We start from the raw sequence: 23,243 nt of genomic DNA on the forward strand, positions 1-23,243 counted from the left end.
TCGTGGGACAGGTCAGCGCCAGCAGTTCGATCGCCGTCGCGGCGGATCCGCAGCGCGCACTCGACGCCATCGCGGATTACGAGAAGGTGCGTCCGCGCATCCTCTCCGCGCACTACCGCGACTACAAGGTGGTCGAGGGTGGTCAGGGCGCGGGCACCGTCGCCGAATGGACCCTGCAGGCCACCGAGAAGCGTTCCCGCAACGTGCACGCGGTCGTGTCGGTATCGGATTCCATCGTGACCGAACGTGATTCGAATTCGACGCTGGTGAACACCTGGACGGTGACGCCGGACGGTACGGGTTCGCAGGTCACGCTGCGCACGTCGTGGAAGGGTGCGGGCGGTATCGCGGGAATCTTCGAGGGGATCTTCGCGCCATTGGGGCTGAAGAAGATTCAGGCCGAGGTGCTCGCGAACCTGCAGCGCGAACTCGCCTGAGATAGCCGAAAAGCCCGGCACGCCACGCGTGCCGGGCTTTTCGATCTACCCGACATTGCTAGTCGGCATGTAGTTTGGCGGGCATGGAGCGGTAGGCGTGCAGATTCCGCAGGGGATGCGGAATCGGCGGGCCGTCCAGGCACAGATCCGGGAACCGCTCGAACAGGGCGCGCAGCGCGATGGCGCCTTCCAGTCGGCCGAGTGTGGCTCCAAGGCAGCCGTGCAGCCCGCTGCCGAACGAGAGATGATCCGCGGCGTTGGCCCTGGTCACATCGAATAGTTCGGGATCGGGGAAGACGGCGGGGTCGTAATTGGCGCCCGCCAGCGAGAGCAGGACCAGAGAACCGGATTTGATGCGCTGATCGGCGATGTCGACGTCACAGCTCGAGACGCGGCCGGTCATCCGCACCGGACCGTCGTAGCGCAGGATTTCCTCGACCGCGCGCGGCCACAGCTCCGGCTGCGCCGCCAGTATTTCCAGCTGATCCGGATGGCTGGTCAGCAGGACGATTCCGTTGCCGAGCATATTCACCGTCGTCAAGAATCCCGCGTCCAGCAGCAGAGCCGCATTGGCCATCTGTTCGCGGCGGGTTAGCTCGCCACCTGTTACCAGCATGCTGAGCACGTCGTCGCCCGGCTCGGCGGTGAGCTTGTCGAGGTGTTGGTCGAAGTATCGCTGGACCTCGGCCAGGTCCTCGATGGCGTGGCGGTAAGTGGTCCAGCTCAGGCCGCGTTCGAGCAGTGGCGCACCGGTATCTCCCCACTTCAGCAGGGTCGAATGCATCTCGGCGGGCAACCCGAGGATCTCGGCGATGATCGCGACCGGCAACTGTGCGCAGAAGTCGGCGATCAGATCCGGTCGCTGCTTCGGTTGCAGGCGTTCGAGCAGGTCATCGGTCACTTCGACTACCCGCTCCCGCAGTTTGGCGATCGCCTTCGAGCTGAATGCCCGCCCGACCAGGCGTCGGTACTGGGTGTGTTCCGGCGGATCGGTCACCAGCATCGAGGGCGGTTCCGCGAGGTTGGGAAGCCCCGGATCCGTCTTGGTCATCACCCAGCGGATCGGCTTCGGCAAGGCTCGATGGTTGGGTGTGACCACGCCGAAGCGACGGTCCCGCAGGATGAGTCGGCACAGTTCGTAGTCAGCGGTCACGTGCAACCCCGCCGACATAGTGGGGATCCGGCCCCGCTGCCGGATTTGTTCGATGTACCGCGACGAGCCGAGCAAACGATCCGGGCCGACCGCGATCAGCCCGAGGGGATTGCCCCGCCGCGCCGCCAGTAGGAGAAAGAACCGTGGCAGGCCATGCATTATCAGCCACCGAATCCACACGCGGATCAATACGTTGCCACCTTCCACACCGATCTCTCCCCAATGATAGATAGTCGCTATGCCAGCGCGCCTCTGTTGGCATGGGTACGGTTGCCATATCTCGACGATTTGCCCGCATGTAACTGTGCTTTCCGAACACTCGTCATGAGGGATAGATTTGGGAGCTGGAGGGGGCAGCGACCTTCAGATCAGGTGAGGGGCACCATGGACAGGCGCGGTTTCGTCAAGGGCGCTGGCTTGACCGCCACGATGCTGGGTCTTGCGGGTGGCAGCACGCTTGCGGCGTCTGCGGCAAGGGCCCAAGACTACAGCCCGAGCCCGAGAGCGTCGGTGTACCGGATGCTGGTGCCGGAGATCTTCGCGCCGCTGCCGGATCCGGCCGATCATGTGCCCGCGATCGTCATCGGATCAGGGTTCGGTGGGGCGATCACCGCGCTGCGCCTGTCGGAGTCCGGGACCCAGGTCGCGGTGCTCGAGCGTGGGTCGCGCTGGCCGAATGATCCGTGGCGCGACATCTTCTCCGACGAAACGATTCCGGACGGCCGCGGCTTCTGGCATCGCCACACCTTTACCGGCGCGACCAGGATCCCGGTGCAAATCGATTCGTTCGGCGGGGTCCTCGACGTTTCCAGTTACCCGGGCATCGATGTGTGGCGCGGTGCGTGTGTGGGCGGTGGCTCGGTGGTGTTCACCGGGGTGATGATCGAGCCGGAGCAGCGGTTCTTCGACCATGTGTTCCGCGGTGTGGTCGACTACCACGAGATGCGTGAGGTCTACTATCCCAAGGTCCGAAAGATGTTGCGGCTGAGCCCGATACCGGACGACATCTACGAATCTTTGGCGTTCGCGCACTCGCGGACCTGGGACGAGCAGGTCCGCGCCGCCGGGTATACGCCGCAGCGCATCGACAGCAGTTGGAACTGGAACGTCATCCGCGACGAGCTGGCCGGACGATCACTGCCGTCGGCGACAATCGGCCGTTCGAACCTCGGCAATTCCAACGGCGCGAAGTTCGATCTGAACCAGAACTACCTGCGCTATGCCGAGGACACCGGCTGTGCCCAGATTTATCCCGGCCATCGCGTGGACGCCATCGCCGAGGAACCGGGAGCGTCGGGTCGCTATACCGTCTACGTCACCAAACTCGCACCTACCGGCGAGGTGCTCCGTACCCGGACGCTGACCTGCGACATGCTATTCCTCGCCGCGGGCTCCATCGGCACCTCCGAGCTGCTGGTGCGCGCGCGGGCGACCGGCGCGCTGCCGAATCTGAACGAGCACATCGGCGAAGGCTGGGGCAGCAACGGCGATGTCGCCTTGGCGCGGCCGGCCGGCTCGCTCCAGGCGGGCACGCAGGGCACGGTGTCCGCAAGCCGGATTCTGGACGAGTCGGGCGCACCCGTATCGCTGGACAACTGGTTTGTCCCCGGCGTGACACCCCTCGATATCGGCATTCTCGGATCACTGGGCATGGTGCTCGACGACACCCGCAGTCGGTTCGTCTACAACCCGACCGACGGGCGCGTCGACCTGCAATGGCCGGACAACGGCGCTGCCGACTACCTGGCGCGAGCGCGCGAAGTCAACGACCAGGTGACCTCCACGCCCATACCCAGCAACCGACCCCCCTGGGAGGCGGACGCCTCATTCACCCCACATCCGTTGGGCGGGACAGTGATCGGACGCGCGACCGACCCGTATGGCCGGGTGCGTGGTTATCGAGGCTTGTATGTGATGGACGGGGCGGCCGTGCCCGGCAGCACCGGAACAGTGAATCCGTCGTTGACGATCTGCGCGCTGGCTGAGCGCAATATCGAAGAGATCATTCGGTCTGGGGGGTAGTCGAGTGTCATTGTGATCCGGCCGCGATATCGAAGAGGTTGCCCTCCGGATCGGCCAGTGTCGCCCATTGCGTGCCGTACTCGTCGAAATCGCCGATGTGCTTGGCGCCCAAGCCGATCGCGCGATCGATCTGTTCGCGCCAGTCCGCGGCCTTCAGGTCCAGGTGGATCACATTCTTGCCGGGCGTCTTATCCGGCACCTGGATGAACATCAGCACCGGCGCAACACCTTCGGCCATTCCGATCGTGGCGAACTCCGGGCTCGCGTTCGCATCCAGCGGGCGATGCAACAGCTCGGACCAGAAACCGGCCAGTGTCGCGGCATCGGCACAGTCGAAGGTGATATGCGCGATCGTGAGTGTCATTGCGGTTCTCCCTGTTTCAGAGCCGACCGATGGGCCAGCAGACTTCGGTGCGGTAGGCGTTGGGGTCGTCGATTTCGCCGGGGCCGAGGACGTACAGCTCACGCACGGGTTCGGCGAGCGAGGTGTCGTGTTCGGCGACGTGGCTGCCGAGTGCGCCATAGGTGCGGTCGAAATCGTCGAACGGGCCGCAGTGCACGGCGATCGCGAAGCGGCGCGCTGGCAGTTCGATGATCGAGAGCTCGCTCGGTAGCGCGATCCGCGAGTCGGCCGGAATCGGGATGAAAGCGGCGACCTCGCCACCTTCGTTCTCGAAGAATTCCATCGAATAGCTGGCGCCGTCGACACCGGCGGGCGCGATATTCTTCGCGGCCAGCGTCTCGTGCAGCAGCGGATACGCGGCCACGCACCAGTCGCCGAGCGCATCCCTGCTCACCGAATCGACGTACGCGAGCGCCGGGAAGGCCGCGACCGACCGGTATTCGACGGTGAGCGGTGCGGCCGGGGTGAGCAGCGAGCGCAGCGAAGCAACCACCGACTGCGTGCGCCGCAACTCCGCTTCCATACGTTCCAGATGTGCGCGCAATGCGGCATTTCTGGATTCGGTATCCGAGGCCGCCAGCACCGCCTTGATCTCCGGCACCGGCATATCCAGCCCGCGCAGCCGACGGATCAGATGCGCCTGCGCCACCTGATCGACCGAATACCGCCGATATCCCGACCCCGCATCGATCGCGACCGGCTCCAGCAACTCGACCTCGTGGTAATACCGCAGCGTCTTCACACTGAGATAGGTCAACCTGGCGAACTCCCCGATCGAAACCACCACTCCCATACCCCCAGCGAACACCCTCCCCCCACGGGAGAGTCAACCTGGTCGGCTGATCACCGTGCGCTGATGGCGGCACCGGTCGAGAGGCAATAACACCAGCGCATGGTGATCATCTGTCCAGTTCTTACTCCCCCGTACGCTGTTCTGGTGAGCTACGACCACGTTTTGTTGCCGTCCGGTGTCGCTGTGACGATCGCGCAGGTCGATGCGTATCTGGGTAGCCAGCAGGGGCGACCGGAGACGGAACTGGTCGTGGCGATGGCGGCGGAGTTGAACAAGCGCAATGCCGAACTACCCGAGCAGGACGGATTCCTCAGTACCGTGCCGATCGGCGGCGCGGCGACCGGCGCGGTGCTGCACGTGCCGTGTCCGTACGACGCGATCGGGTTCGTCCGGCAGCTGCTGTTCGAGATCGCGACACCGCTGGACTACGCGGTCTACGATCCGCAGCTGGCCTGGCTCATCGATCCGGCCGGACATGTGCCCGCGCTGGTCACCCACGGCGGCGCGGGCGAATTCCCCTATCTGACGAAAGCCCTTGCCGACCAGTGGGTAACCGAGCTCGCCCCGCCGAATCCGTATCTGGTCGTCGAGCGTGACGAGCAGGTCTACATCCAGACCTATCGGGACAAGTCAGGGACATTCACCCTCGAGTATCGAGATGGCGCCCCGGAGCAGCACTTCGGCATCACCGTCACCGACCCGCAGACCGTCGCGGATCTGATCTGGGACTGGGCGATCGACGACCGCACCCGACTCCAGGCCCTGCCCTGGAGTCGAATCACCGTCTGACGCTTACTGGTTCTGCACCGCGAGCCGACCCGCCAGGGCGATGAATGAGGCACCGAATACTCGGCGCATCCAGGTGACCACGGCGGGCCGGGAAATCACCTGGTTGCGCACGGCGGCCGCACAGGCGCCGTAGATCGCGAACACCACGAATGTGGCGAGCATGAACAGTCCGCTCAGTTCGAGCATGCGTGCCAACGCATTCGGCGCGCCGGTCGGCACGAACTGGGGCAGGAAGGCGAAGAAGAAGATCGTCAGCTTCGGGTTGAGGATATTGAGCAGCACCGCCGAGGTGATCACCTGTCGGGCCGACGGCGTTCCGGCCTCGGCCTCAGGTACGGCCAGTGCGCCCTTGTCCCGGAAGGTATTCCACGCCATGTACAGCAGGTAGGCGACACCGAGATACTTCAGCGTCTGGAAGGCGACGGCGCTCGCATTGAGCAGTGCGGCCAGTCCGGTGACGGCCGCGATCATGTGCGGAATGATGCCGAGCGTGCAGCCGAAGGCCGCGATCACACTGGCCCTGGTCCCTCGGGAGAGTCCGGCCGCGAGCGTGAACAGCACGCCGGTTCCGGGTGTGGCGACGATGACGAGCGTGGTCAGCAGGAACTCGATGCTCATCCCCGACACAGTAACCCGTGCCCGGCCGAACGCAAGCTACAGTGCCCGCCGACCCGACAGCGCGCGACCGAGGGTGAGTTCGTCGGCGAATTCCAGATCGCCGCCCATCGGCAGACCGGATGCCAATCGCGTCACCGATAGTCCGGGGAAATCACGCAGCATCCGCACCAGATAGGTGGCCGTCGCCTCGCCCTCGGTATTCGGGTCGGTCGCGATGATCACCTCGCTGACATCGACGCCGTCCTCCTGATTGCCGATGCGCGCCAAAAGCTCTCGAATGCGCAGCTGATCCGGACCGATACCGCTGAGCGGATCGAGCGCGCCGCCGAGCACGTGATAGCGCCCGCGGAATTCGCGGGTGCGCTCGATGGCCTGCACATCCTTCGGCTCCTCGACCACACAGATCATGGTGCGGTCGCGGCGCGGATCCGAACAGATGCGGCACATTTCGTTATCCGAGACGGTGCCGCAGACAATGCAGAACTGCACGCCGTCGCGCACCTTCTGCAAAGCGGCCTGCAGCCGGTCGATTTCGGGCGGCTCGACCTGGAGCAGATGAAATGCGATGCGCTGCGCGCTTTTCGGACCGACGCCGGGCAGCTTTCCCAACTCGTCGATCAGATCCTGGACCGGGCCCTCGTACAAAGACGTCCCCGGATCAGAAGTCGGGCAGACCCGGCAGCGACCCGCCACCGGCCAGCGGGCCGAGCCGCTCGGCGGCCAGCTGCTGTGCGTTGGACATGGCGTCGTTGACCGCGCCGATCACCAGATCCTGCAGTCCCTCGACATCATCGGGGTCGACGATCTTCGGATCGATGCTCAGCGCGACGACCTCACCGGTCGCCTTGATGGTTACCTGGACCAGCCCGCCACCGGCCTGACCCTGGACTTCGGTCGCCGCGATCTCGGCCTGGGCCTGCATCACCGCCTGCTGCATCTGCTGCGCCTGGGCGAGTAACTGCTGCATATCGAACTGACCACCGGGCTGCACGGCTTGTCCTCTCTGCGGAAAGTGTCATCGTTCAGCCTAGTGGGCGCGGCAACAGCCGTGTCCGCAGCCCCGAGCCGCCAGATAACAGTTCGATTTTTAACCAGATGTCCGCGAGGCCACCGTCATACGATCGACGCAGGGTCGGGACCGGGTGTGGTGAGTTCTGGAGACAGCAATGCGCGCAAACCGCGTTCTTTTCATGGGCACCGTGGTGCTCACACTGGGCAGTCTGTTCCTCGGGGCCGCCGGTCCCGCCGCCGCCGATTCCGGCATCGTCGACCCCGAGGTCGTCGAATCCGAGGTCGTCGACGCGGCGGCAGACTATGGCGGCGGATGTGTGCTCTATCCCGACAATCCGGCCGCGACCATCGATTCACTGCGCCTGCGCTGCTCGGCCGAACAGCAGGACGCGATCTTCCGCGATGCCCCGCGCGGCGAGGTGCCAAGGGGCGTCACGAACGGTTGGGTGACCAGACCGCCGATCATGGAGACACTGGCCCCACCGTTCTGGATCGGTAAGACCTTCTACACCGGACCCGACGGCGGCTATCTGATGAACCGGATCACCGGCGCGGGCATCGAGGGTTGGAAGGCCGATGTCTACAGCGCACCCGCGCTGGTGGATGGCGCGCCGACCTGGGCGCTGAACTACGCCCCGTCGCCGACGCCGCAGGTCTACGACGAGATCCGCGAGGTCGCGCCCAATGTTTGGTTCGGGTACTCCTGGTGGCGCGGCTACTTCCAGACCACCTTGCTGCTCACCTTCGCGCTGACCTACTAGCTCAGGCGGTGCGCGTGACATCCGGTGCCGCGCAGGCGCAGCCACCGGCAATGTCACCGCAGTCGACGACGAAGGCGTGTCGGGCGTGGTCGAGATCGATGCAGTCCGCGTCGGTGCATTCGCCGGTCCGGGCGAGGTGGACGATGAGTGTGCCGTGACAGTGGTCGATGGCGGAGTCGCAGGACGGACACGTCGGCGCGCGCATATGGCCTCCAGACGAGATCGGTTCGTGAACCGGTCATAGCACCCGCCTCCGAAAGGTGGTGGGAGATCGCTTCGCGTGTCGCGCGACGCGGCTGTCCGGAAACCGACCTGTTCATGCTGCGTCGCAGCTCGCGAGGGTGTGGTGAACTTGCTGCATGGGCATCAAGGTGTCGCTCGAACACCGGACCACCTACACCTTCGACCGGCTGGTGCAGGTTCATCCCCATCTGGTGCGTTTGCGGCCGGCGCCGCATTCGCGGACCAAGATCGAGGCCTACTCGATGCGGGTCGCCCCGGGCGATCACTTCTGCAACTGGCAGCAGGACGCGTTCGGGAATTTCCTTGCCCGGCTTGTCTTTCCGAATCCGGCGCGTGAGCTGTCGATCACCGTCGGGTTGATCGCCGATCTCGAGGTGATCAACCCGTTCGACTTCTTCATCGAGGACTACGCCGAGCGTTTTCCGTTCGCCTACAGCCCGGAGTTGGTCGCGGATCTGGATCCGTATCTGCGTTCGGTCGATGAATCGGAGCCGGGCTCGGGACCTGGTGCGCTGGTTCGCGAATGGGTGCGCGCATTCACGCCGACCGATCGGCCGCGCACTATCGATTTCCTCGTCGCGGTCAATCACGCGCTGCGCGATGACGTCGGGTACAGGATTCGGATGCAGCCGGGTGTGCAATCGCCGGACCACACGCTGCGCGGCGCGATCGGGTCGTGCCGCGATTCGGCCTGGTTGCTGGTGTCGATCCTGCGGGAATTCGGGCTGGCGGCGCGGTTCGTCTCCGGATATCTGGTGCAGTTGGCCCAGGACGTGCCCGCGCTCGACGGGCCGTCGGGCCCGCCCGCCGACTTCACCGATCTGCATGCCTGGACCGAGGTATTCCTGCCCGGTGCGGGGTGGGTCGGCCTCGATCCGACTTCTGGACTGTTCGCCGGCGAGGGGCATATTCCGCTGGCCGCGACACCGCATCCGACCTCGTCCGCACCGATCACCGGCGCCACCGGGTGGACCGAGGCGACCATGGATTTCGCCAATACCGTGCGGCGGGTTCATGAGGATCCGCGAACCACCTTGCCCTACACCGCATCCCAGTGGGAGCGGATCACCGCCGCGGGTGCGGCCGTCGACGAGCGCATGGCGGATGTCGGGCTGACGATCGGTGGCGAGCCGACGTTCGTATCGATCGATGATCAGTCCGGCCCGGAATGGACCACCGAGGCGGACGGTGCGCACAAACGCGAACGTGCCGTCGATCTCGCTGACCGGTTGCGGCATATCTATGCGCCGACCGGGTTGGTGCAGTATCGGCAAGGAAAGTGGTATCCGGGAGAACCGTTGCCGCGCTGGGAGATCGCGGTCGCGTGGCGTGCCGATGGTGCACCGGTCTGGACGCGGCAGGAACTGCTCGCCGATCCGTGGACGCCGCCGAAGATGGCTGGTCCCGAATCCGCCCGCGCACTGATCGCGCATATCGCCGCGAGTCTCGGCCTACCGGATACCCAGGTGCGCCCGGCCTACGAGGACCCGCTGGCCCGGCTGGCCCGCAGTGCGCGTGCGCCGGAAGGGGACCCGGCGGGCGAGCTGGAACCGGATTCCGCGCAGGCGCGCAAGGAACTGTTGGCGCGGCTCGATGCGGCCGTGACCGCGCCCGCCGCCCATATGCTTTCGCTGTATCGACGCGCGGACGGCGCCGGGTGGGCCAGTGCCGACTGGCGGATGCGGCGCGGTAAGTCGGCTGATCTGCCGGAGGGGCGAATCGTATTGTCGGAGGGCGATTCTCCGGCCGGTCTGCGCTTGCCCGTCGATGCCGTCTCGTGGCAGCCGCCGGGGCCGCGCCCCGACAGTGATCCGCTGCGCACGGGACCACTACAGCTACCGCGCACCGAACCATCCGCGGTGGTCAAGGACCCGGATCGGGAGCCGACCACCGCACTCGTCGGCGAGGTGCGCAATGGCAGACTGCACGTCTTCCTGCCACCGCTGGAAGAACTCGACGACTTCCTCGAACTGATCCAGCGGGTCGAGGCGGCCGCGGCGGCGGTGGGGCAGCCGGTGGTGCTCGAGGGCTACGGCCCGCCCGTCGATGCCAGGCTGCGCACCTTCTCGGTGACACCGGATCCCGGCGTGATCGAGGTGAATGTGCAGCCCGTCGCATCCTTCGGTGAGCAGGCCGAACTGCTTTCGACGCTGTATGAGCAGGCCGGACTGGCCCGGCTCGGCACCGAATCCTTCGATGTCGACGGCACGCACAGCGGAACCGGCGGCGGCAATCACATCACGCTCGGTGGGGTGACGCCCGCGCGCTCGCCGCTGCTGCGCCGTCCGGATCTGCTGGTCTCGATGCTGACCTACTGGCAGCGGCATCCGGCGCTGTCGTATCTGTTCGCCGGTCGCTTCGTCGGTCCGACCTCACAGGCGCCTCGGGTGGACGAGGGCCGCGAGGACGCGCTGTACGAATTGGAGATCGCATTCGCCGAGATCGCTCGGCTGAGCAGGGATTCGGCCGCGCCGTGGCATATCGATCGGGCGCTGCGTCATCTGCTCACCGACCTCACCGGCAATACCCACCGTGCCGAATTCTGCATCGATAAGCTCTACAGTCCCGAAACAGCAAGGGGCCGGCTGGGATTGGTGGAGCTGCGCGGTTTCGAGATGCCGCCGCATTTCCAGATGGCCATGGTGCAGTCGCTGCTGGTGCGTGCGCTGGTCGCACGGTTCTGGGCGGAACCGTTGCGGGCCAAGCTGATTCGGCACGGCGCGAATCTGCACGGCCGCTATCTGCTGCCGCATTTCCTGCTGACCGATATCGCCGAAGTGGCCGCTGACCTGCGCGCGCACGGCATCGAATTCGATACCAGTTGGCTGGACCCGTTCACCGAATTCCGCTTCCCGCGCATCGGCACCGTGCTGCTCGGCGATGTCGAACTCGAACTGCGCGGCGCGATCGAACCGTGGCATACCCTCGGCGAGCAGACCACGGCGAGCGGCACCGCCCGCTATGTCGACTCCTCGGTGGAGCGGCTGCAGGTCCGGGTGGTCGGCGCGGACCGCGATCGCTTCGTGGTGACCTGCAACGGTATGCCGGTGCCGCTGCTCGCCACCGACAAGGCCGACGTGCAAGTGGCCGGGGTGCGCTATCGCGCGTGGCAGCCGCCCAATTCGCTGCATCCGACCATCACCGTCGACGCGCCGCTGGTATTCGATCTGATCGATGCCGAGACCGGGTTGTCCCGCGGCGGCTGCACCTATCACGTCGCGCATCCGGGTGGCATGGCCTACGCGGACCCGCCGGTGAATGCGGTGGCCGCGCAATCGCGCCGCAACCGGCGGTTCGAGGCGGCGGGGCACACCACGGTCCGGGTCGATCCGGGGGAGCTACGTGCGAAGATGGCAGCACAGTCCATCGACATCGGCGCGCCGGGCGTCCTCGATCTGCGCCGGGCGCGCACGGTGTGGGGACTGGTCGGCGATCGGTAAGCGAGGGGCGGACACAGGTCCGCGCTCCAGACAACGTCTGGCAGGGGAAGCGAGGTCGGCGCGGTGACTATGCGCGACGAAGCGCGCGGCTCGGGTGCTCGGGAATCCGAGACGACGCTGCTGAATGCCGGACGGCTGAGTATCCGCGAGCAGGTCGCGGAACAGTTCGCCAGATACCGCGCCGAGGGGGCCGATACCGCCGCCTACGACGAATGCGGTCGGCCGCTCGGCGGGTATTACGACGAGTTGGTCGATCCCACGGGTGGCGTTCGGCGCATGTGGTCGGAGCTGTCCGCCGATTTCGTCGAATTGGGCACGACCGGACTCGGGCGGCTGGACAGCCGGGTGCGCAGGCTCATCGATGACGACGGCATCTACTACACCGAGGTGGGCGCGGCGGGCGAACCGCCGATGCCGACCGCCTGGCGGCTGGATCCCATTCCACTGCTCGTCTCCGCCGACGACTGGACTCGGCTCGAGGCCGGGCTCGTGCAGCGCTCGCGGGTGCTCGACGAGGTGCTCACCGATATCTACGGCGCGCGTCGCACCATCACCACCGGTCTGCTGCCGCCGGAGGTGGTGTTCGGCAATAGCGGATATGTGCGGGCCGCGCACGGCATCACGATTCCCGGCCGACACCAGTTGTTCCTGCACGCCTGCGATCTCAGCCGGTGGAGCGACGGACAGTTCCGTGTGATCGCCGACTGGGCGCAGGCGCCGTCGGGTGCGGGGTACGCGCTGGCGGACCGGCGGGTGGTGTCGACGGCGATTCCCGAGGCCTTCGAACATTCCAATCCGCGTCCGCTCTCGCCATTCGCGCGGGCCATGCGGTTGATGTTGATCGAATCCGCGCCGATGGCCGATGACGATGATCCCGTCGTCGTGGTGCTGAGTCCGGGTGTGCATTCCGAAACCGCTTTCGACCAGGCCTATCTCGCCTCGACGCTGGGTTTTCCGCTGGTGGAGAGCGCGGATCTGGTGGTGCGCGAAGGTGCGCTGTGGATGCGTTCGCTCGGCATGTTGAAGCGGGTCGATGTGGTGCTGCGGCGAGTGGACGCCGAATTCTCCGATCCGCTTGATCTGCGGCCGGATTCGCGGCTCGGCGTGGTCGGCCTGGTGGAGGTGTTGCGTCGCGGTGCGGTGACCGTGGTGAATACGATCGGCAGCGGGCTGCTGGAGAATCCGGCACTGGCCGCGTTTCTGCCGCGGATCTCGCGGGCGCTGCTCGGAGAGGAGTTGGCGCTGGAGAGCGCGCCGACGTACTGGGGTGGCAATGACAGCGAACGCTCGCATCTGATCGCGAACCTGGATCGGCTGATCATTCGTTCGGCGGTCGACGGTGCGACGCTGTTCGGTCCGGAACTGGCCGATGCGCAACGCGCGGAACTCGCCGCGCGGATCGAGGACTGCGGCTGGCAGTGGGTCGGGCAGGAGCCCGCGCAGTTCTCGGTCGCACCCGCCGTCCAGGGTTACGGCGGGCTCGCCTCGGCACCTGTTGGTATGCGGCTTTTCTCGCTCGCCCGACGCGGCGGCTATACGGCGATGGAAGGCGGCCTCGGCCAATTGCGTCAGCGTCTGCAGCCCGAGCGCATAGCCATAAAGGTTGCCGCCAAGGATATTTGGGTGCGCGCCGCCCCGACCGCCGTCGCCGCCATCGGCACCGAGCCGGCTCCGGAAGAACGCGAACGCCGCGCCCCCACCCTCGAACCGGTCAGCTCCCCCCGCGTACTCAACGACCTGTTCTGGATGGGCCGCTACAGCGAACGCGCGGAAGCCGTTGTGCGACTGCTCATCGCAACACACGAGTGCTATCAGGACTACCGCTACCGGCCCTGGCTACCGGGCGCCGACGCACTACCCACGCTCATGGCCGCGCTGGCCCGCACAACTGGCACCCTGGCTCCGCCGAGCGTACTGCCCGAAGCCGCGCAGGTGACTGCCGAGCCGAGTTCTGTTGTGGGAGTGCCAGGTTCGAGTGCGCCCGGTACCGATGCGAGCGCGGATACTGCCGGAGCCGGGGCAGCCAGCGGTGCAACGGAACCGAGCGGTTCTGTGCCCGAGCCGGGGACGACCGGCACAGCGCATCGCCCGTCGCGCTCGCGGTCACAAACGCAGTCGCAGGCCGCTGGTCCCGCTCCGCGCGCAGCCGCGTCGGATCCGGTCGGGTCGGAATCGTCGCAGCCGACAGGACAGGGACCGAGCGCGACGGGCTCCGTTGGTCCCTCGCAGTCGCAGGCGGCGGGCGGTGGTTCGCGCGCGGCGGCGTCGGGTCCTATTGGATCGGAACCGCCCGCGTCGCAAACTCAGTCGCAATCGGCCGAGCAGGGGCCGAGTGCGACGGGCGATGCCGCTCGGTCCGGTGAGCCAGGGGGCGAAGCGACTTCCGTTGCACGGCAGCCATATTCGGATGATCCGGGTTCGACAATGGGCGGATCCGGTCCCGCAACGGGTAGCGGGGACGCAGTAACGGGCGGGGCCGAGTCCTCCGGTGCCGGGCCGGGCACCGGCGCTCCCGATGTCGGCGCGGATACCGGGTCGAAGCCGGTCGCGGCGATTACCGCACGGACGGTGCCGCTCGGGCAAGGGCGGGAGGGGCACGACTATTTGGTGGCGTTGACCGTTGATGGGGATATGCCGGGATCGATGGCGTTCGCGATCAATCGGTACGGGTCGGCGGCGCGGGCGGTGCGCGATCAGTTGTCGGCGGATACCTGGATGATTCTGGGTGCGGTTGATCGGGCGCTGGCGGATTATCGGTTCACCGGGGATGATCAGGAAACGGCATTGTCGGCGCTGCATTCGCTGTCGTTGGCGGCGCTGCTTTCGCTGTCCGGAATCGGTGCCGAATCGCTGGTGCGCGACACCGGTTGGTATGTCATGGATATCGGCAAGCGCATCGAACGAGGGCTGTCGTTGACCGCGTTGCTCGGGGCCGCACTGACGAATGCCTATCCGCCGGAAGCCGAGCGGGTGGTCATCGAAACGGTGCTGAAGGCGACCGAGTCGTCGGTGAGTTACCGTCGGCGGCACCGGGATTCGGTGCGGGTATCGGCGGTAGCCGGCCTGCTGCTCTTCGATGCCGGGAATCCGCGCTCGCTGGCCTATCAGCTGGATCAGCTCGACGCCGACTTCCAGGCGCTGCCCGGTAATTCGGGATCCTCCCGCCCGCAACGGCTGCTGGCCGATGCCCAGCGCATGCTGCGCCGGGTGGACCCGGACGAGCTCGATGTCACCGACGCCGACGGGCGGCGTACCGAACTGGCCGAGTTGTTGGAGGGTGTGCATTTGCGGTTGCGCAAGATCTCCGAATCGTTCGAGACCACGAAACTGGCGCTGCCGGTCGGCATCCAGCCGCTGTGGGGTAGCACGAGGGTCGTTGGATGATCGCGCGCAACACCGCCGCCCGACGCTATCGGGTCGAGCACCGCACCATCTACAGATATTCCGACGAGGTCACCAGTTCCTATGGGCGCGCCTATCTGACGCCGCGCGAGTTTCCCGGACAGCGCTTGCTCGCACATGAGATCCACATCGATCCGACGCCATCGGACCGTTCGATCGGCACCGATGTGTACGGCAACACCACCTCGTATTTCCATGTCACGGCCGAACATACGAAACTCGTGGTAGCCGGTGAGTCCGTGGTCGAGGTCGAAGTACCCGACGCCGCAGCGGTGAGCGCGACCGGCAAGCCGTGGGAGCAGTCCCGTCCGAGCACCGCCAATGGTCCGCTCGCGGTGGAATTCACCCTCGACCTGCATCCCCCGGAGATCACCCGCGAGATCACCGCATACGCCGCCGAATCTTTGCGACCCGGCAGGGCGCTGCTGGAAGCCGTGACCGAACTCAACACCCGCATCCATGACGACTTCACTTACAAATCGGGCTCGACAACGGTATCCACCAAGGTCGCCGATGTATTCGCCGCGCGTGCGGGCGTCTGCCAGGACTTCGCCAGAATCGGCGCGGCCTGCCTGCGCTCACACGGACTGGCCTCGCGTTATGTATCCGGTTATCTGGCAACCGATCCGCCGCCGGGCAAGGAACGCATGGTCGGCGCGGACGCGACCCACGCCTGGTCCGCGGTATGGGTCCCCGGCGACACCGCACACGACCGGACCGGCCATTGGATCGGCTTCGACCCGACCAACGACCAATTCGCCGACGAGCGGTACGTAACCGTCGCGTGGGGCCGCGACTACGCCGATGTGCCCCCGCTGCGTGGCATCATCTACACCGACGCCAGGGAGAGTTCGATCACCGTATCCGTCGACGTGGCGCCGGTGGAGGTTTAGCGATATGCGCGATTTCACCTGCCCGAACTGCGGCCAGCAGTTGACCTTCGAGAATTCGGTGTGCCTGTCCTGTTCCAGCCCATTGGGTTTCAGCCTCGCCGATCGCGCACTGGTGGTGATCGGCGATCCGCCGGGGGATGCGGCAATTGATCTGTCGAGCGGCGTCGTCGATCGCGACCGGTTCCGGCTCTGCGACAATTTGCATGTAGCGCAATGCAATTGGCTGGTGCCGGTGCCCGGTACCGAGGTCTCGGCCAGCACCATTGTGCCGTCGCCGTCGGGTACTTCGGACGATGCCTGGCAGATCACGGCTTCGCGCCCGCAGCCGGATGACAACGCGGGACCGCGACTTTGCGAATCCTGCCGCCTGACCCGCACCCGCCCCAATGATCTCGACGCCGCGGGTATGCATGCCTTCGCCGAGGCCGAGGCGGCCAAGCGCCGTCTGATCATGGAACTGGTCGAACTCGGCCTGCCGATCATCGGCCGCGACCGGAACCCGCACACCGGCCTGGCCTTCGACCTGCTCTCCAGCGCCATCGACCGGGTCGTCACCGGCCACAAGAACGGCGTGATCACCGTCGATCTGGCCGAGGCCGACGACCCGCATCGCGAACAACTGCGCATCGAGATGGATGAGCCCTACCGCACCCTGCTCGGCCATTTCCGTCACGAAATCGGCCACTACTACTTCTCGGTACTCGTCGCCGATGACGATGCCGCACAACGTTTCCGGAACCTGTTCGGTGACCCCGACGCCGATTACCAGGCGGCACTGGACCGCCACTACGCCGAGGGCGCGCCAGCGGGCTGGGAAAACAACTACGTCTCGTCCTATGCCACCATGCACGCCGCTGAGGACTGGGCCGAAACCTTCGCGCACTACCTGCACATCCGCGACACCCTCGACACCGCCGCCGCCTTCGGTTTGGCCCCCGCCGGCGCGACCCTCGACCGTCCCCAACTCGGCCGCGCCGGCTTCGACCGCATTATCGACCTCTGGCTTCCGCTCGCCTGGTCGCTCAATATGGTCAATCGCTCAATGGGCCACGACGACCTCTACCCCTTCGTCCTGCCCGATCCGGTCCTGGAAAAGATGCGCCTGGTACACGACCTGTGCACCACCCCGCGCTGACACCTAGCCGACGCCATTGGTCGCGATCACGTGGTCCGCTATGCCATCCGGTCCCCATTGATTCTGTGCCAGTGCCTCGTATACGCAGATCAGCAGTAAAATCCGGGCCCGCTGTCCGGCCGTCAATTCGGTATCCAGATACGACTCCTGGACTCGCATGCCGGTGCCGGATACCCGGCGCGGGCTCGGCTCGGACAGTAACCAGAACAACTCCGGGCCGATCAAGGTCGAGCGTCCACCGGTTTCGGTGAACCACCGGGACGAGTATTCGATCATCAGATCGGTGAATGTCTCACCGCTGCTGATCGATTCGGCGAATTGGTTCAACGCGCCCGAGCGATCGATCCCGCTCTGGATCACCGACGCGAGTCGCCCCGCGACCTCCCGGAATTGTTCTACGCCCTGGTCTTGCCAAACGGTAAAAGCCATCGCTTACTCCATCGACGTGTCCGATTGTGGCTGAAGCAGTTTCGAGTCAGAAGGGGTTGATCTTCGTCTTGCCGCCCACGCCGGTGGTCGCGAATGTCGGTGTGATCCGCGGCAATGCCGCTGTTCCAGGCAGTGTGCTGGTCAGCAGTTTTTTCGGAGCGACGGGCAGCGGGTCGGTATTCTCCAGGATCGCGGCACCTCGCGGCGATACGACACGCTCTTCCTCCGGTGCCGAATCCCAATCCGCTGCCACGTCATCCCAATCCTCTTCCACCGCCGTGGCCCAATCCCGCTCTGCCGCTTGGTCGGCGTCCTCCTGTGTGACCGATGCGCGGTTCTCCTGCGCTGCTGGTACGTGAATCTCCCGTGTCGCTGGGGCCGGCTCCACCGCACGTGCACGGTCGCGTCCGCGCCCGAACAGCATCAGGGTGAGATGCACCGCGAACAGCATGGTCAACGGCATACCGGCGTACAGCGACAAAGACACGGGGCTACCCCCGATTTCGCGCGCGTACTCGATATTTCCGGCGACCGACACCAGAGTCCAGAAGACGAACAGCGCTGTGGCATACCACCAGGCCGAACTGTGCCGCTTGAAGGTGGCGGTGGCAATGATCGAACCGATGACCAGTCCGTCGATGGCGATCGGCACATTCGCGGCGAGCGCCGGCGCCACCAGGTTTCGCACCGACAGGTCGTGCAGTGCGGCAAACGACATTTCGAATGACGTGAGTGCGACGACACCGGTGACGATCGCCGAAGCATGTAGCGGCCGCGGCCGCCATGCCCGTAGTCGGCTGATCAGCGACGGCCGACGGTCGGCCGGTGTCGACTGTTCCTCGAGCAGTTCTGATTCCGCTGATGTGATCGTCGCCATAGCGGCAGCGTATCGTGCATCACCGCGTATCCCGCCGAAGCACCCGGCGAAAGCGCGGCGCGTTGTTCCACACCGGACATCTCGCCCGAATCGCCATACGCGACGGCGACCCGGTCGCGCCCGCTACGGGATCAGCCGAATCAGTGCTCAGGCGCGCAAACGTTCTCGGCGGAGTTGGTCTACTTCGGGAAGATGCAGTGCGGGGAGTTCATCCACGCCGAGGACGCGCGCGAGCAGCAGGTCGGCGAGTTCCGGATTGCGCGCGAGAGCGGGGCCGTGCATGTAGGTTCCGATGGTCGAGCCCTGGACAACGCCCTCGAGCCCGTCGCCGACACCGTTGCCCACGCCGCGGGTGACGGTCGCCAGCCCAGTGGCATCGCCGCCGAGTTTGGTTCCGCCGCGGTGGTTTTCGAAACCGGTGAGGGCGGCGGTGAGACCGGGGAGCAGCGGTGTGGTCGTCACTTCGCCGATGGCGCGCTTGGCCTGCGGGGAGGTGGTGACATCGATGAGGCCGACGCCGTCTACGCGCTCGCCGGTGGACGTCTCGTACCAGTGTCCGAGCACCTGGATGGCGGCGCAGATGGCAAGTACCGGAGCGCCTTTCGCGGCAGCTTGCTGCAGCCCGGGATAGCGCTGTAGATGTCGGGTGGCCAGGCGCTGCGCCGAATCCTCGGCTCCGCCAAGGGTATAGATGTCGAGCGACTCGGGAACCGGGTCGGACAGGGTGATTTCGACGATTTCCGCGTCGTGGCCGCGCATGCGCAGTCGCTGCCGCAGCACCAGCGCATTGCCGCCGTCGCCATAGGTACCCATTACATCGGGCAGCACCAGCCCGATGCGGACAATCGATTCGCGCCCGCCGCTTCGCGATGCCGCCATTATCTTTGCTCCTCCAGACCGCGGTTGAGATCGCGGAACGCGGTGTAGTTGGCCAGCACCTCGACCCGTCCCGCCGGACAGGATGCGATGGCGCGCAACGGATCCGGCACCGTGGTGTGCTCGACTCCGGCATAGGTCAGGCGCACCGCGAGATCGGTGGCGCGCTCACCGGCGGCCACCACCTGGACGCCCTCGAAATGCTCGAACCGCACGTCCCACAGCCAGGACAGATCCTCGCCGTCGGGCACCTGCCCGTTCACCGCGATCACCAGCCCGGCCGAATCGGGCTCGATCATCGACAGCGCCTCCTGCCAGCCCGCCGGATTCTTCGCCAGCAGCAGCCGGGCGGCGTGCTCGCCGACCTGCACCGTCCGATAGCGACCGGCGATCTCGCGCACCGTACCCGCCGCGGTCGCCGCCGCCGCCGGATCCGCACCGAGTGCGACCGCCGCCGCGACCGCCTGCGCGGCATTGCCCTTATTGGCTCGTCCGGGCAGCGCCAACTTCAGCGGCAGCCGAATACCTTCGGGCCCGACCAATTCCGCGCCATCGAGCCACCAATCCGGTTCGGGCCGTTCGAAATCCGTGCCGGTGCTGCGCCAGTGCGCGCCCTCCCAGACGATCGGCTCACCGCTGCGCGGACAACTCGTCGCATCCATCGACCACCCGCTGCCCGCCGCGACCCACACCACATTCGGATGGTCGTAGGCAATGGAGGTCACCAGCACATCGTCGCAGTTGGCGATCACCACGGTCTGTGGATGCCGGGCCAGTCCGGCGCGCAGCTTGCGCTCGATCATATTGATCTCGCCGACCCGATCCAGCTGATCACGGCTGAGATTGAGCAGCACAACCACGGACGGATTCAGCGAATCGGTGACGTGCGGCAGATGCAGTTCATCCACCTCGATCGCGGCCAGTGGCGTCCCGCGATGCGCGCTCAGCGCGGCCACGATGCCCGCGTCCATATTCGCGCCGTCGGCCTGCGTGGCGACCTTACCGAGGGTGCTCAGTGCGGCGGTGGTCATCCTGGTGGTGGTCGACTTGCCGTTGGTGCCGGTCACCAGCACAGTGCGCCGCCCGCGGCCCAGCTGATCCATGATCGTCTTATCGATCTGCAGGGCGATCAGCCCGCCGATCATCGAGCCCTTGCCGCGGCCCGCCTTCTGCGAGGCCCACGACGCTGCCGCCGCCGCCCGCAGCGCGAGTCGCCCGCGCACCGTTATGTCTGCCACGCCGCGAGTCTATGTGTTCTGCTCGGCGGCGCATTCGCTGCGGCCCACGCGCTCGGCCGCAGTGACCGTACTCACTCCTGGTACAGCTTGGCGTTGTAGTTTTCCGGCGAGTAGTAGCGCTCCAGCTCCTCCACCGACTCCGTCACATTGGTCTGGACCTCTTTGACCAGCCGGGCCGCACTGGGCAGATTGTCGACCGGCCACTGCTCCGGTTCCCACAGGTGACTGCGGATGAACGCCTTGGCGCAGTGGAAGAAGATCTGCTCGATATCGACCTCGATCGCCAGGATCGGCCGATGGCCCTTGACCACCATGTCATCGAAATACGGTGCGTCGCGAACCAGCCGGGCCCGGCCGTTGATGCGCAGTGTCTCGCGGCGGCCCGGAATCATGAACAGCAGCCCGACGTGCGGATTGCTGAGGATATTCAGGTAGCCGTCGGCCCTGCGGTTACCCGGCCGTTCCGGAATGGCGATGGTGGTGTCGTCGAGCACCTTCACGAAGCCGGGCGGATCGCCCTTCGGTGAGGTATCGCAATTGCCGTCGGCATCGCTGGTACTCAGCGCAATGAACGGGGTCGCCGCGATCCAGTCGCGATCGCGGGGATGCAGTGCGACCCGTTCCTTTGTCGCGGCTCGCGGCATGACCTCCCCGAGCAACTGCCGCAGCTCGGCCGGGTCGGTGATCTGATCGGTTTCGGTGCGCTCGCCCATAGTTCGATCAAAGCACCGGCACGGTGTCGGCGACGATCGAATTACGTTCCTACGAGGGGAGATCGATCACAGTCGGACATCGAACAGGTTGGGCTGGCCCGCGGCGTAGCGGTCGGCATCGATGCGGCGCAGCGGCTCCAATTCGGTGGCCCGGTAGAGCGTGAACTTGCGGCAGCGTTCGGCATTCGAACCCGAAACGTCGAGAATGGCGTTGACCGCGTCGCGCGCGGATTCGTTGGCGCCCTCCATGGTTGCCAGATCCACATTGGTGCGCACGTAATCGCCTGCCAGGAACAGGTTTTCGAGCGCGCCGTGGGATTCCGGTCGGCACTCCCATGACCCGGCGGTGTTTATCAGCAGCGGATCGGCATTGGCATTGCGCCGCTGGGACTCCTGCCAGCTGATGCCCGGATCGAGGAACCAGGAATGCAGATCGGCATCGCGCAACAGGTCGTCGCGATCGTTCAGATGCGCCCGCAACTGCGCCCACACCTCCCGCGCGATTTCCTCGTGGGTGCACTCCTTGGCGGGCTTGCCGTAGAGCATGCCGGGGGAGTTCCAATCGGAGATATCGACCGAAAGGCAGTCCTGCACGGTGCCGTCACCGAATTCGGTGAGTTTGCGCGTCCACAGCTGATTCTGGGTGATCGAGGTGAGTGACCACGGGGCGTCGATATAGGCCGTGTGACCGTGTGAAATGTCCATCGGCCTGCGCAGATAGAACTGGATGCCGTTCATCCAGTCGACGAAGAGCCGATCCATCGCGGCCAATTCCGGGCGCACCTCGAGTACGTCGGGCGACCATAGTGCGCGGGCCTGTTCGGCGGGCAGCGCGACCACGAAATAGTCGGCGTCGATGCTGCGCTGAGCGCCGTTTTCATCGACGATTCTGGCCGAGGCGATCCGCCGATCGCGCACGTCGAGCCCGCGCACCTCGGCCCCGAGCGCGAATTCCACGCCGAGGTCGCGCAGCCGCTGCACCCATGGGTTGATCCACACCGAATTGGTCGGACCGTTCAGCACCCGGTCCAACGCACCGTCATTGCCGATTTCGAAGGGGTTGCCGAGGAACTGTTCGCCCATGGTGCCGATGGTGCGGACGCTGGCCACATCCTCCTTCGCGGCGACCATGATGCTGGTCAGCGTGCGCGAGAGCAGTGCGCGGAATTCGTGCGAGCGCTGATGGCCGCCGACGAAATCGCGCCATGAGGTGTATTCCCACTGCCCCAGCCGCCGGGCGTCGCAGCTGGAGTTGAAGACCAGCAGCCGATCGGCGAAGTAGGCGCCCTCGTCGGCGGGCATTTTCAGAGCCGTCGCGAATGCCGCGCCCATGGTTTCGCGAAATGCGTCCGGGGTGAAATTCGTGCGGGCCTTGGGGCCCAAGGGAAGTCGGAAATCATCGCCGCCGCGACGGGCGAACCGTGCCTCCGGCACGCCGATCAGATTATTCCAAACGCCATTCGGATTGCCCGCGAACGGAATTCGGCGCATCGTGTCCGGAATGTGTTGGTAGAAGCCGGGAAAGAAGCGGAAGCCGTGCTCACCGGGTAGCTCCGGCCGTCCGCCCGACCCGCTGCCCGGCACCGGAATGCTGCGCGCCTTGCCCCCGAGCGCACGTCTTTCGAACACGGTGACCTGGAATCCACGCTCGGCCAACTCGTGCGCCGCGGTCAACCCCGCGACCCCACCGCCGAGCACCGCGACCCGCCCGCCGCCGGGACTGCCCGCGGCATGCGCCGATCTGAGCCCACCGGCCGTCAGCGCCCCCGCCGCCACCCCCGCTGCCACGGTGCCGCGAAGCATTGCTCTTCGCGAAACCGTCCATCGCTGATTTACCATGCGCTTCTTTGCTGCCTACAGCGCGCCGAACAAACTGTCCGACGCCACCCTTCCGAGCACCGACAAGTTTCTCGACAACGTTCCAGCCTCCGGACCCTGTTCCACGCCGCAAACACTGTAAAGCGACTGCCGGTGGGGGAACCGACCCACCCCTTGCGCCGCCCGCCGGAA

21 protein-coding genes are annotated in these 23,243 nt (G+C 66.0%); 8 read left to right on the forward strand and 13 right to left on the reverse strand.

Annotated elements, in window-relative coordinates:
• The first annotated feature begins 2 nt into the window (after positions 1–2).
• Positions 3–437 (forward strand): SRPBCC family protein, encoded by a 435-nt coding sequence (locus ACQP1T_RS01850; RefSeq protein ID WP_433758209.1) that lies wholly within the window; start codon positions 3–5, stop codon positions 435–437.
• Positions 438–495: 58 nt separating this feature from the next.
• Here the strand turns inward: ACQP1T_RS01850 and ACQP1T_RS01855 are convergent, their stop codons facing one another.
• Positions 496–1,749, reverse strand: a complete 1,254-nt coding sequence (locus tag ACQP1T_RS01855) for a cytochrome P450 (RefSeq protein ID WP_433758210.1) — start codon at positions 1,747–1,749, stop codon at positions 496–498.
• 225 nt (positions 1,750–1,974) lie between these two features.
• Between ACQP1T_RS01855 and ACQP1T_RS01860 the strand changes: the two genes are divergently transcribed.
• Positions 1,975–3,612 carry a GMC oxidoreductase gene (locus ACQP1T_RS01860; RefSeq protein WP_433758211.1) on the forward strand — a complete coding sequence of 546 codons (1,638 nt, stop codon included), beginning with the start codon at positions 1,975–1,977 and terminating at the stop codon, positions 3,610–3,612.
• 7 nt (positions 3,613–3,619) lie between these two features.
• On the opposite strand, the gene ACQP1T_RS01865 is transcribed toward ACQP1T_RS01860, so the two are convergent.
• Together ACQP1T_RS01865 and ACQP1T_RS01870 are read right to left on the reverse strand one after the other, a co-directional pair.
• Complete coding sequence (locus tag ACQP1T_RS01865) at positions 3,620–3,976, reverse strand: VOC family protein (protein WP_433758212.1); 357 nt, start codon at positions 3,974–3,976, stop codon at positions 3,620–3,622.
• Between the two features lie 16 nt (positions 3,977–3,992).
• A complete protein-coding gene (locus tag ACQP1T_RS01870; protein WP_433758213.1) occupies positions 3,993–4,808 on the reverse strand; it encodes a MerR family transcriptional regulator in 816 nt (271 codons plus the stop codon).
• A gap of 144 nt (positions 4,809–4,952) precedes the next feature.
• Here ACQP1T_RS01870 and ACQP1T_RS01875 point away from each other — a divergent pair, with 144 nt between their 5' ends.
• Positions 4,953–5,597, forward strand: a complete 645-nt coding sequence (locus tag ACQP1T_RS01875; RefSeq protein ID WP_433758214.1) for a hypothetical protein — start codon at positions 4,953–4,955, stop codon at positions 5,595–5,597.
• A 3-nt stretch (positions 5,598–5,600) separates the two neighbouring features.
• On the opposite strand, the gene ACQP1T_RS01880 is transcribed toward ACQP1T_RS01875, so the two are convergent.
• Genes ACQP1T_RS01880 through ACQP1T_RS01890 form a run of 3 tightly spaced genes read right to left on the reverse strand, consistent with a single transcriptional unit; the run spans position 5,601 to position 7,206 of the window.
• The gene (locus ACQP1T_RS01880) at positions 5,601–6,215 is read right to left on the reverse strand and encodes a LysE family translocator (protein WP_433758215.1); all 615 of its coding nucleotides are present in this window, start codon (positions 6,213–6,215) and stop codon (positions 5,601–5,603) included.
• A 36-nt stretch (positions 6,216–6,251) separates the two neighbouring features.
• Entirely contained in the window at positions 6,252–6,860 is a 609-nt protein-coding gene (gene recR, locus ACQP1T_RS01885) for a recombination mediator RecR (protein WP_364358372.1), read from the reverse strand.
• 13 nt (positions 6,861–6,873) lie between these two features.
• The gene (locus ACQP1T_RS01890; RefSeq protein WP_084509499.1) at positions 6,874–7,206 is read right to left on the reverse strand and encodes a YbaB/EbfC family nucleoid-associated protein; all 333 of its coding nucleotides are present in this window, start codon (positions 7,204–7,206) and stop codon (positions 6,874–6,876) included.
• A gap of 175 nt (positions 7,207–7,381) precedes the next feature.
• Between ACQP1T_RS01890 and ACQP1T_RS01895 the strand changes: the two genes are divergently transcribed.
• Positions 7,382–7,987 carry a hypothetical protein gene (locus ACQP1T_RS01895; RefSeq protein WP_433758216.1) on the forward strand — a complete coding sequence of 202 codons (606 nt, stop codon included), beginning with the start codon at positions 7,382–7,384 and terminating at the stop codon, positions 7,985–7,987.
• A 1-nt stretch (position 7,988) separates the two neighbouring features.
• On the opposite strand, the gene ACQP1T_RS01900 is transcribed toward ACQP1T_RS01895, so the two are convergent.
• Entirely contained in the window at positions 7,989–8,192 is a 204-nt protein-coding gene (locus ACQP1T_RS01900) for a hypothetical protein (RefSeq protein WP_433758217.1), read from the reverse strand.
• A gap of 154 nt (positions 8,193–8,346) precedes the next feature.
• Here ACQP1T_RS01900 and ACQP1T_RS01905 point away from each other — a divergent pair, with 154 nt between their 5' ends.
• From ACQP1T_RS01905 to ACQP1T_RS01920, 4 genes are all read left to right on the forward strand, one after another.
• Positions 8,347–11,670 (forward strand): DUF2126 domain-containing protein, encoded by a 3,324-nt coding sequence (locus ACQP1T_RS01905; RefSeq protein ID WP_433758218.1) that lies wholly within the window; start codon positions 8,347–8,349, stop codon positions 11,668–11,670.
• A 69-nt stretch (positions 11,671–11,739) separates the two neighbouring features.
• Complete coding sequence (locus tag ACQP1T_RS01910; RefSeq protein ID WP_433761929.1) at positions 11,740–15,054, forward strand: circularly permuted type 2 ATP-grasp protein; 3,315 nt, start codon at positions 11,740–11,742, stop codon at positions 15,052–15,054.
• Entirely contained in the window at positions 15,051–15,965 is a 915-nt protein-coding gene (locus ACQP1T_RS01915; protein WP_433758219.1) for a transglutaminase family protein, read from the forward strand. Before ACQP1T_RS01910 ends, ACQP1T_RS01915 begins: the two co-directional genes overlap by 4 nt.
• Before the next feature lie 4 nt (positions 15,966–15,969).
• Positions 15,970–17,100 carry a zinc-binding metallopeptidase family protein gene (locus ACQP1T_RS01920; protein ID WP_433758220.1) on the forward strand — a complete coding sequence of 377 codons (1,131 nt, stop codon included), beginning with the start codon at positions 15,970–15,972 and terminating at the stop codon, positions 17,098–17,100.
• Positions 17,101–17,103: 3 nt separating this feature from the next.
• Here the strand turns inward: ACQP1T_RS01920 and ACQP1T_RS01925 are convergent, their stop codons facing one another.
• The 6 genes from ACQP1T_RS01925 to ACQP1T_RS01950 all read right to left on the reverse strand — a co-directional run bounded on the left by ACQP1T_RS01925 (position 17,104) and on the right by ACQP1T_RS01950 (position 23,036).
• Positions 17,104–17,529, reverse strand: a complete 426-nt coding sequence (locus tag ACQP1T_RS01925) for a hypothetical protein (protein WP_433758221.1) — start codon at positions 17,527–17,529, stop codon at positions 17,104–17,106.
• Between the two features lie 46 nt (positions 17,530–17,575).
• On the reverse strand, positions 17,576–18,406 hold the full coding sequence (locus ACQP1T_RS01930; RefSeq protein ID WP_433758223.1) for a DUF2637 domain-containing protein: 831 nt from the start codon (positions 18,404–18,406) through the stop codon (positions 17,576–17,578).
• Between the two features lie 147 nt (positions 18,407–18,553).
• Positions 18,554–19,285 carry a type 1 glutamine amidotransferase gene (locus ACQP1T_RS01935; RefSeq protein WP_433758225.1) on the reverse strand — a complete coding sequence of 244 codons (732 nt, stop codon included), beginning with the start codon at positions 19,283–19,285 and terminating at the stop codon, positions 18,554–18,556.
• Positions 19,285–20,520, reverse strand: coding sequence for a MurT ligase domain-containing protein (locus tag ACQP1T_RS01940; RefSeq protein ID WP_433758227.1), 1,236 nt, complete (start codon positions 20,518–20,520; stop codon positions 19,285–19,287). Before ACQP1T_RS01940 ends, ACQP1T_RS01935 begins: the two co-directional genes overlap by 1 nt.
• A gap of 71 nt (positions 20,521–20,591) precedes the next feature.
• Positions 20,592–21,233, reverse strand: a complete 642-nt coding sequence (locus ACQP1T_RS01945) for a pyridoxamine 5'-phosphate oxidase family protein (RefSeq protein ID WP_433758229.1) — start codon at positions 21,231–21,233, stop codon at positions 20,592–20,594.
• Between the two features lie 66 nt (positions 21,234–21,299).
• Positions 21,300–23,036 (reverse strand): hydroxysqualene dehydroxylase, encoded by a 1,737-nt coding sequence (locus ACQP1T_RS01950; RefSeq protein ID WP_433758230.1) that lies wholly within the window; start codon positions 23,034–23,036, stop codon positions 21,300–21,302.
• Positions 23,037–23,243 lie beyond the last annotated feature (207 nt).

The organism is Nocardia sp. CA-135398, from assembly GCF_050955845.1.
Lineage (GTDB): Bacteria > Actinomycetota > Actinomycetes > Mycobacteriales > Mycobacteriaceae > Nocardia.